Origin of the sequence: Streptomyces sp. NPDC086549, assembly GCF_044746205.1 — a bacterium.
GTDB lineage: Bacteria > Actinomycetota > Actinomycetes > Streptomycetales > Streptomycetaceae > Streptomyces.
Window position 1 is genome coordinate 48,763 of the sequence record NZ_JBIVBS010000017.1, and the last position, 15,708, is coordinate 64,470.

General features: G+C 72.4%; 11 protein-coding genes. 8 read left to right on the forward strand and 3 right to left on the reverse strand.

Features of this window, described 5'->3' with window-relative positions; translation table 11 throughout:
- The first annotated feature begins 1 nt into the window (after position 1).
- From pstA to pstB, 6 genes are all read left to right on the forward strand, one after another.
- A complete protein-coding gene (gene pstA, locus ACIPSA_RS39425) occupies positions 2 to 1,936 on the forward strand; it encodes a phosphate ABC transporter permease PstA (RefSeq protein WP_402643950.1) in 1,935 nt (644 codons plus the stop codon).
- The gene (locus ACIPSA_RS39430; protein WP_402643953.1) at positions 1,936 to 3,663 is read left to right on the forward strand and encodes a phosphate ABC transporter substrate-binding protein PstS; all 1,728 of its coding nucleotides are present in this window, start codon (positions 1,936 to 1,938) and stop codon (positions 3,661 to 3,663) included. Before pstA ends, ACIPSA_RS39430 begins: the two co-directional genes overlap by 1 nt.
- Positions 3,660 to 6,293, forward strand: a complete 2,634-nt coding sequence (locus ACIPSA_RS39435; RefSeq protein ID WP_402643954.1) for a hypothetical protein — start codon at positions 3,660 to 3,662, stop codon at positions 6,291 to 6,293. The genes ACIPSA_RS39430 and ACIPSA_RS39435 overlap by 4 nt, the downstream gene beginning before the upstream one ends.
- A 133-nt stretch (positions 6,294 to 6,426) precedes the next feature.
- Entirely contained in the window at positions 6,427 to 8,418 is a 1,992-nt protein-coding gene (locus tag ACIPSA_RS39440) for an Ig-like domain repeat protein (protein WP_402643957.1), read from the forward strand.
- 76 nt (positions 8,419 to 8,494) lie between these two features.
- Positions 8,495 to 9,403, forward strand: a complete 909-nt coding sequence (locus ACIPSA_RS39445; RefSeq protein ID WP_402643960.1) for a sortase — start codon at positions 8,495 to 8,497, stop codon at positions 9,401 to 9,403.
- A 109-nt stretch (positions 9,404 to 9,512) separates the two neighbouring features.
- On the forward strand, positions 9,513 to 10,277 hold the full coding sequence (gene pstB / locus ACIPSA_RS39450; protein ID WP_402644259.1) for a phosphate ABC transporter ATP-binding protein PstB: 765 nt from the start codon (positions 9,513 to 9,515) through the stop codon (positions 10,275 to 10,277).
- Between the two features lie 6 nt (positions 10,278 to 10,283).
- Here pstB and ACIPSA_RS39455 read toward each other — a convergent pair whose 3' ends face one another.
- The gene (locus ACIPSA_RS39455; RefSeq protein WP_402643961.1) at positions 10,284 to 11,114 is read right to left on the reverse strand and encodes a M55 family metallopeptidase; all 831 of its coding nucleotides are present in this window, start codon (positions 11,112 to 11,114) and stop codon (positions 10,284 to 10,286) included.
- Between the two features lie 84 nt (positions 11,115 to 11,198).
- Between ACIPSA_RS39455 and ACIPSA_RS39460 the strand changes: the two genes are divergently transcribed.
- Together ACIPSA_RS39460 and ACIPSA_RS39465 are read left to right on the forward strand one after the other, a co-directional pair.
- Complete coding sequence (locus tag ACIPSA_RS39460) at positions 11,199 to 11,480, forward strand: hypothetical protein (protein ID WP_402643964.1); 282 nt, start codon at positions 11,199 to 11,201, stop codon at positions 11,478 to 11,480.
- 89 nt (positions 11,481 to 11,569) lie between these two features.
- Entirely contained in the window at positions 11,570 to 13,447 is a 1,878-nt protein-coding gene (locus ACIPSA_RS39465) for a phosphatidylglycerol lysyltransferase domain-containing protein (RefSeq protein ID WP_402643965.1), read from the forward strand.
- Here ACIPSA_RS39465 and ACIPSA_RS39470 read toward each other — a convergent pair.
- Positions 13,416 to 14,690 (reverse strand): ArgE/DapE family deacylase, encoded by a 1,275-nt coding sequence (locus tag ACIPSA_RS39470; RefSeq protein ID WP_402643967.1) that lies wholly within the window; start codon positions 14,688 to 14,690, stop codon positions 13,416 to 13,418. The genes ACIPSA_RS39465 and ACIPSA_RS39470 overlap by 32 nt on opposite strands.
- A gap of 147 nt (positions 14,691 to 14,837) precedes the next feature.
- Entirely contained in the window at positions 14,838 to 15,701 is an 864-nt protein-coding gene (locus tag ACIPSA_RS39475; protein ID WP_402643968.1) for a carbohydrate ABC transporter permease, read from the reverse strand.
- Positions 15,702 to 15,708 lie beyond the last annotated feature (7 nt).

Below are 15,708 nucleotides of genomic sequence, written 5' to 3' on the forward strand. Positions count from 1 at the left end.
GATGACCGTCGTAGAAGAGACCGCGCCCCTTCCGGTGCCGGTGCCGGTGCCGGTGCCGGCCGTGACGGACACGGCGCCCGTGCCCGTCGAACAGCTCCCCGACGTGCCGCGCCGCGTGGGCGGGCTCACCCGCTCCGGTGTGCTGTCCCTGTTCGGGGCCGCGGCCTCGGGGCTGTGTGTCGCCGTGCTGCTCTTCGGCGAACTCGCGCCGTTCTCCGGTGCGCTGGGCTTCACCGTCACCGCGTACCTCGCCTTCCTCGCCGTCTACGCGGTGCTGACCAGCCTGGAGGAGAACGGGCAGGCCGTCCTGGACCGGGTGATGACCGTCGTGCTGTGGACGGCGGCCTCGCTGCTGTTCCTCGCACTCGCCCTGGTCGTCGGCTTCACCGCCTGGCGCGGGCGGGAGGCGCTGCCGCACGGCAACTTCTTCACCCAGGACATGCAGGCGGCGGGCCCGCTCGACCCGCTCAGCAACGGCGGTATCGCCCACGCGATGCTCGGCAGCCTCATCATGATCGCCATCGCGCTGCTGATCACGGTGCCGCTGGGGCTGGCCTGCGCGGTCTACCTCAACCAGATCCCCGGGCGCTTCTCGCGGTTCGTACGGACCATCGTCGAGGCGATGACCGCGCTGCCGTCGATCGTCGCCGGTCTGATGGTGTACGCCACCTGGATCCTGGGCCTCGGCATGCAGAAGTCGGGGCTCGCGGCGGGCTTCGCGATCAGCGTGATGATGCTGCCGATCGTGATCCGGGCGTCGGACGTCGTGCTGCGCCTGGTGCCGGGCACGCTCACGGAGGCCGCGGAGGCGCTCGGCGCTCCGCGCTGGCGGACGGTCTGGCACGTCGTACTGCCGACGGCCCGTTCCGGCCTTGCGACCGCCGTCATCCTCGGCACCGCGCGCGGCATCGGCGAGACCTCGCCCGTGCTGCTCACCGCGGGCTTCACGGCGGCGCTCAACGGCGACCCGACGAGCGGGCCGATGATCTCGCTGCCGCTGGCCGTCTTCAACTTCGTCAAGTCGCCCGAGCCCGCGATGATCGCGCGCGGCTTCGGCGCGGCGGCCGTGCTGATGGCGCTGGTGCTGGTGCTCTTCGCGATCGCCCGCGTGATCGGCGGCCGCGGCCCCGGCCACCAGACCAAGCGCCAGGCCCGCGGGGCGGCCCGCGCCTCCCGCCGCGACACCGCCCGCTTCGCGGAACTGCACACGCCGGGACTGTCCCTGTTCGAGGGCCTGGCTCAGACGGAGCCCGACCACTTGCAGCCGACCAGCTCCGAAGACGCCGTGCCGACCGGGTCCGGGGATGCCGTGCCGACCGGGTCCGACGCCGCTGTGTCGGCCGGATCCGGAGCGATGATTCCGACCGGTTCCGAGAGCACCGCGTCGGCCGGGTCCGGAGCCACGGCCCCGACCGGTTCCGAGAGCACCGTGCCGGACGCGTCCGTATCGACGTCCCCGGCCGGGTCCGGGGGTGCCGCGCCGACCGGGTCCGGAGCCACGGCCCCGACCGGTACCGAGAGCACCGTGCCGGACGCGTCCGTATCGACGTCCCCGGCCGGGTCCGGGGGTGCCGCGCCGGCCGGGTCCGGGGGTGCCGCGCCGGCCGGGTCCGGGACCGTCCCCCGGACCGGGGCCCCGAAGGCCCGGCTCACCAAGGCCGACACCGCCACCGGCCAGGAGTCCGGTGCAACCACCGGCCAGGAGTCCGTAGACGTGCCGCGCCCCGAGTCCGTAGACGTGCCGCGCCCCGAGTCCGAGGGGGCGTCGGATCCCGAGTCCCAGGGCGCCTCGTACCCCGAACCCGCGGACGCACCCCGGCAGGCTCCCGGGGCCACCGCCCTCCCCACCGAGTCCGCGACCGCAGACGCACCCGTACCCGCCCCCGAACCCGCCCCCGGAGACACCCCGGGCGAGACCCCCGGAGACAACGTCTGATGCTCAGTCACCTCATCAACCGTCTCCGGCGCCTGCGGGCGCTGGGGACCCTGGGCGCGACGCTCGGGGTGCTCGGCGGGCTGCTGGCGGGCCCCATGGCCGCCCCCGCAGCCGCCGACAGCTACACGCCGATCGCCGGTGCCGGCTCCACCTGGGCCGAGAACGCCGTCGACGAGTGGCGCCGGGCCGTGAACCAGTACGGCATGCGGATCTCGTACGCCGGTACCGGATCGTCCGACGGCCGCCGCCAGTTCCTCAGCGGTACCGTCGACTTCGCGGTGTCGGACATCCCGTTCCAGACCCACCCGACCGACGGGTCCGCGGCGGAGCGGCCGGCCCCGGGGTCGTACGCCTACATGCCGATCGTGGCCGGCGGCACCGTCTTCATGTACCACCTGACGGTCAACGGCAAGCGGGTCACCAACCTCCGGCTGTCGGGTGACGTCGTCACCAAGATCTTCACCGGGGTCATCAAGACCTGGGACGACCCGGCCATCAAGGCCGACAACCCCGGGCTCCAGCTCCCGCACCGCACCGTCGTGCCCGTCGTCCGTTCCGACGGCTCCGGCTCCACCGCCCAGTTCACGATGTGGATGGCCAACCAGCACAAGGCGCTGTGGCAGGCCTACTGCCGCCGCGTCGGACGCTCCGGTGCCTGTGGGCAGACCTCGTACTACCCGACCGTCTCCGGCATGATCGCCCAGTCCGGCGACCTCGGTGTGGCGGGTTACGTCGCCCAGAACTACGGCGAGGGCGCGATCGGTTACGTCAACTACTCGTACGCCCTCAACGCGCACTATCCGGTCGCCAAGGTCCTGAACCACTCGGGCTACTACACCGAGCCGACCCCGCAGAACGTCGCGGTCTCGCTGCTCAAGGCGAGGATCAACACCGACAAGAGCTCGCCGGACTACCTCACGCAGCAGCTGGAGGGCGTCTACAACGACAGCGACAAGCGCAACTACCCGCTGTCCAGCTACTCGTACATGATCCTGCCGCTGAAGGTGCAGGGCACCTTCACCCAGGCCAAGGGCAAGACGCTCGGCGCGTTCTCCTACTACTTCATGTGCCAGGGCCAGCAGCAGGCACCCCAGCTCGGCTACTCGCCGCTGCCGATCAACCTGGTGAAGGCGGGCTTCGACCAGATCCGCCGGATCCCGGGCGTGCACACGCAGAACATCAACATCAAGGGCTGCAACAACCCGACCTTCACCGCCGACGGCCACAACAAGCTGGCCGACACCGCGCCCTACCCGGCGGCCTGCGACAAGAAGGGCGCCCCGCCGTGCACGACGGGCAGCGGCGGCGCCCAGACGGGCAGCGGGTCCGGTGGTTCGGGCGGTACGTCGGGCGGCTCCGCCGGCGGTTCGACGGGCGGCAGCGGTACGGCGGGTGGCGGCACCGGCGGCAGCGGTACGGCGGGTGGCGGCACCGGGGGCACCGGGGGCAGCGGCCGGCCGTCCGTCGACCCGGACACCGGGCAGACCATCGCCCCGGGCGGCGCCTCGGGCGGCGGCTCCGGCACCGGCGGTACGGCCGCCGACGGAACGGTCGCCCTCGCCCAGCCGGTCGCGGTGGCCGCCGACCACGGCTGGACCAGCACGCAGACGCTGATGCTGCTGGCCGCCTTCCTGGTCCTCGGACTGCTCCTGCTGCCCTCGGTCGTGTCGCGGCTGGTCGCCGCCACCCGGGACAACGGCGTTGCGGGGGAGGGACGTTCCCGATGAGCCGCGTTCGCAACGTCCTGGTGCGTCTCCTCGCCGGTGCCACAGTCGGCGCCCTGGCCGGACTCGCCGTCGCCCAGGCGGCACCGTCCGCCACCGCCGCGCCCGCCACCAACTCCGCCGTCACCGTCCCCGGCCGCGGCGAGTTCAAGGACATGAGGTTCACGGTCGACCAGACCACCCACCTCACCAGCCAGGCGATCACCGTCTCCTGGACCGGCGGCACCCCGACCACCTTCGCCGGCACCCAGTTCAACACCGACTTCGTGCAGATCATGCAGTGCTGGGGCGACGACGACGGCACCGTCCCGTCCAACCCCGGCCCGCCGCGCACCCAGTGCCAGTTCGGCGCCTCCCCGACCACCGACCGGGGCAGCTGGCCCGGCAACGGGCAGGACGACACGCGCCAGATCTTCTACAACGCCGATCCGACCAACTACGGCCAGGACAACCGCTACGGGGCGGCCAACCCCAACGCCCCGGGCGAGGTGCCCTTCAAGTCGGTGGACGGCACGACGATCACCACCGGCACCCAGAACAACGCCTTCTTCAACCGCAACACCACCAACGAGGTCGACTTCGCCCGCACCGGTGCCGACGGCACCGGCCGGGAGTTCTTCGAGGCGCAGACCGCGAACGAGGCCCCGCACCTGGGCTGCGGCGCGCCGACCCAGAGCGGCTCCGGAAAGCCGCGCTCCTGCTGGCTGGTGATCGTCCCGCAGGGCCACCTCGACCTCGACGGCAAGCCCTACCAGGACCACAGCCAGGTCAACGCGGGCTCCCCGGTGTCCTCCACCAACTGGCAGAACCGCATCGCGATCCCGCTGGGCTTCAACTCGGTCGGCACCAACTGTGCCCTCGGCGCCAAGGAGCGCCCCACCCTCGGCAGCGAGCTCGCCGCCGACGCCATGACCAGCTGGCAGGGCGCCCTGTGCCCGTCCGGCAAGGTCTACGGCTACACCGAACTGGGTGAGCCCGACGCGCGCGCCCGGATCACCGCCGAAGGCTCCTCCGGCCTCGCCTTCACCACCCGCGCCCTGGGCGCCGACGACGGCACCACCGCGCCGTCCGGCACGACGACGTACGCGCCCGTCGCGCTCTCGGGAGCCGTCATCGGGTTCACGATCGAACGCCGGCCCAAGGCCGGGGCACCGGAGGACACCAGGAAACTCGCGGGCACCAAGGTCGAGTCGATCAAGCTGTCGCCGCGCCTGGTCGCCAAGCTGCTCACCGAGTCGTACCGCAACTCCACCTGGGGCTCGGTGCTCGGCGACAAGGTGGCCAAGGGCTACGGCTGGGCGAAGAACAACCCGGCGGGCCTGGCGAGCGACCCCGAGTTCATCTCCCTCAACCCGGAGTTCGCGTACCTCTCGGTCGCCGAGACTCCGGCCACCGACACGGATCTGCTCACCTCGCTGGGTCACTCGGACACGGCCCGCGCGCTGTGGCAGTGGATCCAGACCGACAAGGAGGCCCGGCAGTTCCTCTCCGGGGTCTCCGACGACTGGGGCATGCGGGTCAACCCGTACTACAGCACCAACGCGGACCTGAACCCTAACGGTGTCGCCTTCGCCCCGTCGCACACCGACGAGTACCCCAAGAGCGACCCCTGGTGCACGGTCCCGCCGGGCTCCGACGCGCCCAAGGACAAGCCGCAGTGCATGACCGACTTCCACCCGTACGTCGACGACATGCACGGCGGCGCCCTGCGCACCCGGCGCGCCGACACCCTGTGGAAGTCGACCTGGGACCCGCTGGCCAGCCCGCCCGCGTACAAGAGCCCCGGCCCGCAGACCGTCGGCTCCCGGTTCGTCATCACCGTCACCGACGCGGCCTCGGCCGAGCGCTACGGTCTGCAGACCGCCGAGCTGCGCAACAGCTCCGGCCGGTTCGTCGCCCCCACCACCACGTCCCTGAGCGAGGCCGCGAAGAGCGCCTCCGGCAAGGACGTCGCCGAGATCAGCCCCGCGAACGTCACGGCGAAGGGCGGCTACCCGCTCGCCCAGCTGGTGTACGCGGCCGTTCGGCCCGGCGCGGTGAAGGCGGACGACCGCAAGGACTACGCGGCGTTGCTGACGTACGCGGCCGGCGCCGGGCAGGTCAGCGGCGCCGACCCGGGCCGTCTGCCGGCCGGTTACGCCCCGCTGTCCAGCAGCCTGCGCAAGCGCACGGTCCACGCCGCCGACGCGCTCCTGCACTACACGGGACCGGCCTCCTCCGGCGGGGACGGCGGCGGTACCGGCGGGGACACCGGCGGCAACGGGACCGGCGGCAGCGGGACCGGCGGCACCGGCAACGGTTCGGGCGGCACCCTCTCCGGCGGCCCGTCGGGCGACGGCGGCGCGGGAGCGGGCGGCGGCTCCAGCGCCAGGCCCAGCGCCCATGCCTCGTACGACGGCGGGAAGGCCGTGCAGACCACGGCAGCCGGAAACACCCCGGCCGACCCGGCCAACCCGCTGCGGTACGCCGTCCCGGTGGGTGCCGCGCTCGGCGCCGTCGCCGGTGTGGGCGCGCCCTTCGCGGGCGGCGGCAGGCTGCGGCTCCCCCTGCGGGTGCCGCTGCCCGGCGGGCGGACGGTGACCGTCCTGCCGGAGTTCACCCTGCCGGAGCGGCTGCGCAAGCGGCTGCCCTGAGACCGGGGCGCCCACGCGGCGCCCCTGAAGAGGGCCGCCCGCCCCGAAAGGCAGTCGGGGCGGACGGTCCGTACCACCCTGCCAGATCCCTCCAGTTCCCTCTCTCCTCCAAGCTCTCGTCAGGAGAACTTCGATGCGCAACATGCGCTCTTCGGCGGCGCTCGTCGCCGCGGCCGTGGTGGCCGGCGGCCTGGCTCTCGCCACTCCCGCGTCCGCCGACCCGACCGGCGGAACCTTCCGCCAGCTGGTCGGCGTGGGCTCGGACACCACCCAGGACGTGCTGAACGCCCTTGCGGGTGACACGGTCAACGGCACCAGCTACGCCGCGACCGCCGTGAAGTCCGCGAGCGGCGCGGGCGTCGCCTCGTACGACGCGATCGAGCCCGGCACCGGCTCCACCACCTCCAGCATCACCACCCGCTCCGGCGGCCCGTCCTTCCTGCGCCCGAACGGCTCCGGCAAGGGCCGTCTCGCCCTGAGCGAGTCGCTGACCGGCGACAAGTACCCGGACTCCTCCGGTGTCTCCATCAAGGGCCAGGTCGACTTCGCCCGCTCCTCCAGCGGTCCGTCCACCTCCGGCACCGCGCTCACCTACATCCCGTTCGCCCGGGACGCGGTCGGCGTCGCGGTCAAGGGTTCCGCCCTGGACACGCTGACCGTGGACCAGCTGCACGACATCTACTCCGGCACGCTCACCACGGTGAACGGCCAGACCGTGCACCCGAAGATCCCGCAGAGCGGCTCCGGCACCCGCAAGTTCTTCCTCGGCGCGATCGGCCTGACCGACGCGACGCTCTCCCCGACCATCCCGACCGTCCAGGAGAACCAGGGCAACGCGGCCCTCACCGAGGACGGCGCGCTCGTCCCGTTCTCCGTGGGCTCCTGGATCGCCCAGAACAACGGTGTGGCCCCCGACTTCAGCAAGTCCTCGGCGGCCGCGGGCGGTCACCTCGCCGCCGTGCAGCTGCCCGGTGACACGGGTGCCACCAGCCCGGTGACCACGGTCAACGGCAAGCTCACCCCGGTCGGCGGCTACTACGAGAACGCCACCTTCGGCCGTGACGTCTACAACGTCGTCCCGAGCCGGGCGATCGACCCGACCAGCGTCTTCTTCGACAAGGACCTCTACGACGTCTTCGTCACCACCGGCAGCCACTCCGCCGCGCTGGCCTCGGACGACGCCGAGAAGGTCATCTCCGCCTTCGGCTTCGTGAACGAGTCGTACAACGGCTCGGTCAGCGTGGCCAAGCACGCCAAGCTGGGCGGCCTGGAGGAGTCGGGCGTCGACGCCTCCGTGCCCGCCGCGCCCGTCGCCAAGGCCACCACCGGCGACGCGAGCCTGAAGCTGTCCTGGACCGCCCCGGCCGCCACCGGTCTGCCGCTCACCGACTACCGGCTCACCCTGACCGGTTCGGACGGCGCCGTCGTGGCCGTCAAGGACGTCCCGGCCACCGCCACGTCGTACACCTTCACCGGTCTGGCCAACGGCAGCTACACCGCCACGGTCGCCGGCGCCAACCTCAACGGCACGGGTGCCGCCGCCACCTGGAGCGGCTCCGTCAAGTACGCGAGCGCCACCACGGCGACCGCCGCGACGACGGCGTACGGCAAGACGCCGAAGGTCGTCGTCACCGTCACCGGCTCGCACGGGGTCGCCCCCACCGGCAAGGTCACGGTGAAGGAGGGCAGCACGGTCCTGGGCACCGGCACCCTGGACGCCTCCGGCAAGGTCACCCTCGGCCTGTCGAACCACCTCAAGGTCGCCACGCACTCCCTGTCCGTCTCCTACGCGGGCAACTCCAACCTCAACGCGTCCTCCCAGACGGTCTCCCTGAAGATCACCAAGGCGACGCCGTCCATCAGCAGCACCGCGCCGTCCACCGTGAGCCACACCGCCCACGCCAAGGTCACCGTGAAGGTCACCGCGACCGGCACCACCCCGACCGGCACCGTGCGCATCTACGAGGGCACCAAGGTGCTCGCCACCGGCACGCTGAGCGGCGGCAAGGTGACCATCACCCTGCCGAAGCTGAGCCGCGGCAAGCACACGCTGCACGCGAACTACGCGGGCTCCTCGACGGTGAGCTCGAAGAGCGGCGCGAACTTCACCATCAAGTCCACCTGATCCGCTCGGCTGCCGGGGAGACGGCTCCTGTCTCCCCGGCAGCCCCCTCGAACTTCAGCAAAGGAGGCGGGCCGCCGTGACCGTCGCCGCACAGACCAGACTGGCACCGGCCGCGCCGCGCACGCGTGTCCGGAGCCTCACCGCCGTCCGCCACCTCGCCCGCGGCGGCCTGCTCAGCCTCGCCGCCCTGCTGCTCGGCATCACCGCCCAGCTGCTCCTGGTCAGCGCCGCCCAGGAACACTCCGCCCAGCACGCCGCGTTCGACGACCTGCGCAAGCAGTTGGCGCTGGGCACGGCCCCGGTGTCCCAGGCCGACCAGCAGGGCAGGCTGCTGGCGCCCGGCACCCCGGTCGCGCTGATCGACATCCCCGCGCTCGACCTGAGCCAGGTCGTCCTCGAAGGCACCGACTCGGGCGTGCTGACCGACGGTCCCGGCCACCGTCGGGACACCCCGATGCCCGGACAGGCCGGCACCAGCGTGCTGATGGGCCGCGCGGCGGCCTACGGCGGCCCCTTCGGGCACCTCGCCGATCTGGCCGAGGGCGACACGTTCACCGTGACCACCGGTCAGGGCAAGGCCAAGTACCAGGTCGCCGACGTACGGCGGGCAGGTGACCCGGCGCCCGGCGCGCTGGCCTCGGGCAAGGGCCGCCTCGTGCTCATCACCGCCACCGGCCCCCGCTTCATGCCGGCCGGTGTCCTGCGCGTGGACGCCGACCTGGTCTCCGCGCCCTTCCAGACCCCGGCGGCCGTCATCCGCTCCGGCACCCTGCCGGAGTCCGAGGAGCCGCTGGCCCACCCCTCCGGTGTGCCGTGGCCGCTGGTGATGTGGCTGCAGGCGCTGCTCCTGGCCGCCGTCGCCGCCGTGTGGACCTGGCACCGCTGGGGCCGCCACCAGACGTGGATCGTCTTCGCCCCGGTCGTCGCGGTGCTCGGCCTCCAGGTCGCCACGCGCACCACCGAACTCCTGCCGAATCTGCTGTGAACCGAGGTATCCGACCGTGACCGACACCGTGACCGACATCGTGACCGACGCCGTCACCGACACCGCCGTACTCCCCGTCCACGCGGACCCGACCGCCAACCCCGCCACGCTGGAGGCCCGCGACGTCTCGGCCTGGTTCGGCACCCACCAGGTGCTCAGCCGCGTCTCGCTGACCATGCCCGCGGGCCAGGTCACGGCGCTGATCGGCCCCTCCGGCTGCGGCAAGTCGACGTTCCTGCGCACCCTGAACCGCATGCACGAGATGATCCCGGGATCGGCCTTCGGCGGCGAGGTCCTCTTCGAGGGCGAGGACATCTACGCCCCCGAGCGCCGGCTGACGGACGCCCGCCGCCGGATCGGCATGGTCTTCCAGAAGCCCAACCCGTTCCCGGCGATGTCGATCTACGACAACGTGGTGGCGGGCCTGAAGCTGACGGGCACGCGCGCGAGCCGCCGTACGAAGGACGAGCTGGTCGAGGAGTCGCTGACCCGCGCGGGCCTGTGGAAGGAGGTGCGGGACCGGCTCCGCCAGCCCGGCGGCGCGCTCTCCGGCGGCCAGCAGCAGCGTCTGTGCATCGCCCGCGCGCTGGCGGTACGGCCCCGGGTCCTGCTCATGGACGAGCCCTGCTCCGCGCTCGACCCCACCTCCACCCGCCGGGTCGAGGAGACCATCCACGAGCTGGCCGGCCAGGTGACGGTCGTGATCGTCACCCACAACATGCAGCAGGCCGCCCGTGTCTCCCAGCAGTGCGCGTTCTTCCTCGCCGAGCAGGGCACCCCGGGCGGCATCGTCGAGCACGGCGACACCGAGCAGATGTTCGGTTCCCCGGTGGACCAGCGGACCGCCGACTACGTGGCGGGCCGGTTCGGCTGAGCTCCGTCAGCAGTACGGCGGCTGGTTGGTGAGCGAGGCCGCCACGCGCATCCACACGCCGAACTGGCGGTAGAGGGCGGGCAGCGGACCGCGGGCCTCGACCGTACGGCTGTCCGTGGCGGTCACGCCGGGGATTCCCGGGAGGGTGGCGGCGACGGAGGCCGACTGCCAGCGGACGGTGAGGGTGCGGTCGCCCGCGGGGACGGAAGGCCGCCGCGGCGCGGCCGACAGGGCCGTGGCGACCGCTTCCTCCACCGCCCGGCGCGCCTCGGCCTCGGGGCGCAGCTCCGCCGCGAAGCGGTCGCGGGCGTACTTCACGGGGACCGTGACGATCCGGTCGTCCCACGCCGTCGCCTCCGCGCAGGCCACGTCGTCACCCGTGAGGGCGACCACCGGGACGCCGAGTGCCGCCGCCGTGGCCTGGGCCAGTCCGATCTCGCCGACCGGGCTGCCGTCCAGCCATATGTCCTCGATCTCGTGGCCCATGAAGCTGTGGCTGAGCACGCCCGGCGCCCCCGCCCGGGAGTGGTAGCCGACGCAGATCACGGCGTCGTACTCGGGGGTAAGGCCCTCCAGCATGAACATCTGCTTGGGCTTGCCGCGTACCAGGCGGGCGGCCGGGTGCAGCGCCTCGGGCAGGATGTTGCGCATGGGGCCGTGGGCGTCGTTGACAAGTACGTCGCTCGCCCCCGCCGCCAGGGCGCCCAGGACGGCGGCGTTCACGTCCTGCGCCATCATCGAACGGCCGCGTTCGTAGTCCCGCCCGCCGGGCTGGACGTCGTCCGCGTCGACGAGTCCGGTGATGCCTTCCATGTCCGCGCTGATGTAGATCTTCACAGCCTTACGCTATCCCGACCCTACATACTGTAGGTTCCCAACTGCTGACAGCCAGAAGCCAGAAGCCGGTTCGACGGGGGAATCATGCAGGGCTCGGAGACGCGGGAGGCACCGCAGCCGGGGCAGGGCGCCGTGAGCCTCGGACCCACGATCGCGCTGCTCGTCGTGAGCCTCGTCATCGCCGCCGTGGGCGTGTACGAGCTGTGCGGCTTCGGGCTCCACAGCCTCGCCAAGCGGCCGCACCTCTTCAGTGACGGGCTGGCCACGGGGGGCGTGATCGCCGCCGTGGTGACGGCCGGCGCGGCGGTCGGCAACCTGGCGTGGCACCTGGTGGCGGCGCGGCGAGGGCCGGACCGAACCGGGTGAGTCCCGGTATGCCCGTACTCCGGTTACCTTACAAGCTGTAGGGTCTGCGTTGTCCGTCCCCGTCCCCGTCCCCAAGGTGACCAGTCACCATGCCCGCACCCGCACAGCGGCCGACCCCGATTTCCCCACAGGTCCCCGCTCAGCGCAAGCCCCGACAGCGAATCACCGATGCCGACCGGTCCCGGCTCAGGGCCTGGGCCGCCCAGGCCACGGTCTGGTACCTGCGACTCATGGCCGTGTTCAACATCGTGGCCGTCATGTCGCTGCCGTTCCGGCAGGAGGTCAACGAGCACAACACCGGCCGGCTCCTCACCCTCCACCGGCAGCACGCGCACCACGCCGGCCAGTTCTTCACCCCGTACCTGGCCACCGCCGGCCTGGTCTCGGCCGCGCTCGCGCTGTTCCTCGCGCTGGTGATGCGGCGCCGCAAGCGGGCCGCCTGGGTGTCCAACCTGCTGCTCGCCGGACCCCTCTTCGGCCTCTACGTCCTCGCCCTCACCCAGCACGAGTACCGCGAGCACGCCTTCAACTGGGTCTCCACCGGCCTCACCGGCCTCTTCGTGGCCGCGCTGATCGTCGGGCGCCGTGAGTTCAACGCCGTCGGCGACCCCTCCAACCCGAAGCTGGCCCTGGCCGTCGGCGCGGGCGGCATCCTCGTCACCGGCGGTCTCGGCACCCTGCTCGTGCACGCCACCAACAAGTTCCCGGGCGCGAGCATCACCGACGAGATCGCCTACACCCTCCTGCGGGGCATCAGCGTCGGCCCGCTCGCCGACCGCGTCGAGGCCGTGCACGCGCCCCGCTGGACCGACATCGCCATCAACATCATGCTCGCGGCGGCCTTCTGCCTCGTCCTGTACGCCTGCTTCCGCTCGCCCCGCGGCCGCCGGCTGCTCAGCACGGAGGACGAGGAGCGGCTGCGCCGCCTGCTCGACAAGCACGGCGCCCGGGACTCCCTCGGCTACTTCGCGCTGCGCCGCGACAAGGCCGTCATCTGGTCGCCCACCGGCAAGGCCGCCGTCACCTACCGCGTCGTCGGCGCCGTCAGCCTCGCCTCCGGCGACCCGATCGGCGACCCGGAGGCCTGGCCCGGCGCCATCGACGCCTGGCTCACCGAGGCACGCCGGCACGCCTGGACGCCCGCCGTCATGGGCGCGAGCGAGGAGGCCGGCACGATCTACGCCCGGCACGGCCTGGACGCCCTGGAACTGGGCGACGAGGCCATCGTGGACCTCGCCGACTTCACCCTCGAAGGCCGGGCCATGCGCGTCGTACGGCAGGCGCACAACCGGGTCAAGCGGGCCGGGTACACGGTTCGCATCCGCCGCCACGAGGACATTCCCGACGACGAGATGGCCCTGCTCGTCGAGCGCGCCGACCACTGGCGCGACGGCGCCACCGAACGCGGCTTCTCCATGGCCCTGGGCCGCCTCGGCGACCCGTCCGACGGCCGTTGCGTGATGCTGGAGTGCCTGGACGCCGAGGACGAGCCCCGGGCCCTGCTCAGCTTCGTCCCCTGGGGCGAGCACGGCCTCTCGCTCGACCTGATGCGCCGCGACCGCGACGGCGAGAACGGCCTGATGGAGTACATGGTCGTGGAACTCCTGCTGCGGGCGAAGGACCTGGACGTCCGACGGGTCTCGCTGAACTTCGCGATGTTCCGCTCGGTCTTCGAACGCGGCTCCCGCCTCGGCGCCGGCCCTGTCCTGCGCCTGTGGCGCTCGACTCTCACCTTCTTCTCACGCTGGTGGCAGATCGAGTCGCTGTACCGCGCCAATGCCAAGTACCGACCGGTGTGGGAGCCGCGCTACCTGCTCTTCGCGAAGAGCAGCGACATCCCGCGCATCGGGCTGGCGAGCGCGCGGGCGGAGGGCTTCCTCACCGCGCCCGCGCTCCCGTCCTTCACCCGGCGCAGGCAGGCGCCCTGCGCGGAGGTCACCTCGTCCCCACCGTCCGCAGCACAGTGAGCACCAGCGTCCGTGCCACACCCACCACGTCGCTCACGGACACCCGCTCCTCGGCGCTGTGCGCCACCCGCACGTCGCCCGGCCCGAACTGCAGCGTCGGTATCCCGGCCCCGGCATAGAGCCGCAGGTCGCTCCCGTACGGAGCGCCGCGCTCCCGGGGCCGGGAGGCCCAGCCGTTCGCGTCGGTGCAGGCGTCGCGCACCACGTCCCGCAGGGGATGCCCCTCGGTCAGGCTGCCACTGGCGAACTGACCGCCCGTCCAGCTCACCGTCGCCGGACGGTCCCGCAGCCAGGGATCGGCGGCGCAGGCCTCGGCCACACAGCGTTCCAGTTCGGCGCGGGCGTCCGCCGGGTCCTCACCGAGGCGGACGCCCAGCCGGCCCTCGGCGACCAGCAGGTCCGGAACGCTGCTCGCCCAGTCGCCCGAGCGCAGGGTGCCGACGGACAGGGCGTAGGGGATCGGATACTCGGCCATCAGCGGGGACGGGTTGGCGTTACGGGCCGTCTCCAGGCGGGCGAGGGCCTGGTGCAGCGGCAGGTACGCGTCGATCGCGCTCACCCCGGCGTCCCGGGAGCTCGCGTGTGCCGCCTTGCCGGGGACGGTGACACGGAAGGTCAGGGCGCCCGCGTTCGCGGTGATGAGGGTTCCGGCGGTCGGCTCGGTGATGACACAGGCGTCTCCCCGGTGCCCGCGCCGCAGGGTCCCGAAGGCACCGATACCGCCGTCCTCCTCGCCGACCACGAAGTGCACGGCGACCCGGCCGCGCAGCCGCACCCCGGCCGCCCGTACCGCCGCCAGGGCGGCGAGGTGCGCCACCAGCCCGGCCTTCATGTCGCAGGCCCCGCGCCCGTGCACGACGTCCCCGGTCACTCTCGGCACGAACGGATCCCCCTCCCAGGCGGCGAGGTCCCCTGGCGGTACGACGTCCACGTGCCCCTGCAGGACCAGCGTCGGCCCGTCGTCGCCGTCGCCGCCCGCCGTGTGCCCCACCAGGCCCCACGCCTCCTCGCGCGGCACCTCCATGCCGGGGAAGGCCGGGTCCGCGAGCAGCGCGGGCAGGTCCATGGACCACAGATCCACGTCCAGCCCGAGCCGCTCCAGCTGCCCGGCCAGATGGTGCTGGAGCTCCGACTCGGCGGCACTCCCGGTGACACTGGGGATCGCCAGCAGTTCGAGCAGGGTCCGGCCGATGGCCGCCTCGTCGACCGCGCCGAGGGCGGCGGCCTCCTCGTCAGTCAGCACGCGGGCTCCTTACCGTCACGTCGGCAGCGGTGCGCTCCGATCACCCTGATCATCACGCCGTCCCCGCCACCGTGAACAGATGCCCACGCGTCCCGGCCCGCAAGGACACCGTGGCGCCGGCCGCCGCGGTGTCCCGTGCGGGGTCGCTCACCCCTTGACCGCGGAACCGGCGACTCCCTGGACGAACCAGCGCTGGAAGAAGACGAAGACGACCAGGACCGGCAGGACGAGGAGCACGCCGAAGGCGAGGATCTGGCCCCAGTCCGGGGGCTGCTGGCTCTGGAAGACGCTCATCTCCAGCGGGAGCGGGCGGACCGACGGGTCGGAGACCATCAGGACCGGCCACAGGAACGAGCCCCACTGCGTGAGGAAGGTGAGGATCGCGACCGAGGCGAACACCTGCTTGGACATCGGGACGATGATCGCGAAGAAGGTGCGCCAGGGCCCGGCGCCGTCCAGCCGGGCCGCCTCCTCGATGCTCGGCGGGATCGAGCGGAAGAACGTGTGGAACTGGTAGACCGAGAAGGCGTTGGCGATGAACGGGACCGCCTGGACGAAGACGGTGTTGCGCTGGTCGTTGAACAGGTAGAAGAGCGGCACGGCCACCGACTCGAACGGCACCAGCATGAGCAGCAGGACGAGCGTGAAGACGGCTTCCCGGCCGCGCCACTTCAGCCGTGACAGGCCGTACGCGGCCATCGAGTTGACGAACAGACCACCGGTCACGACCACGAACGCGACGAGCAGCGAGATGCCCATGAAGCGCCAGAAGTAGCCGGTGCTGTCGGAGTTCAGGGCGTCGAGGACGTGCGCGTAGTTGTCGAAGGACAGGTGCGTGGGCAGGAAGCCGGTCAGGCCGTTCAGCACCTCGTCGGACGGCTTGAGGCTGCCCAGGAGCAGGTACAGGACGGGCAGGACGAAGACGAACGCCAGGACGCCGAGGACGGTGTAGTCGGCGAGGCGGCGCAGCCGGCGGTTCGGCCGGCGGTGTGGCGCGCTGGTCGTGGCCATGGTGGGT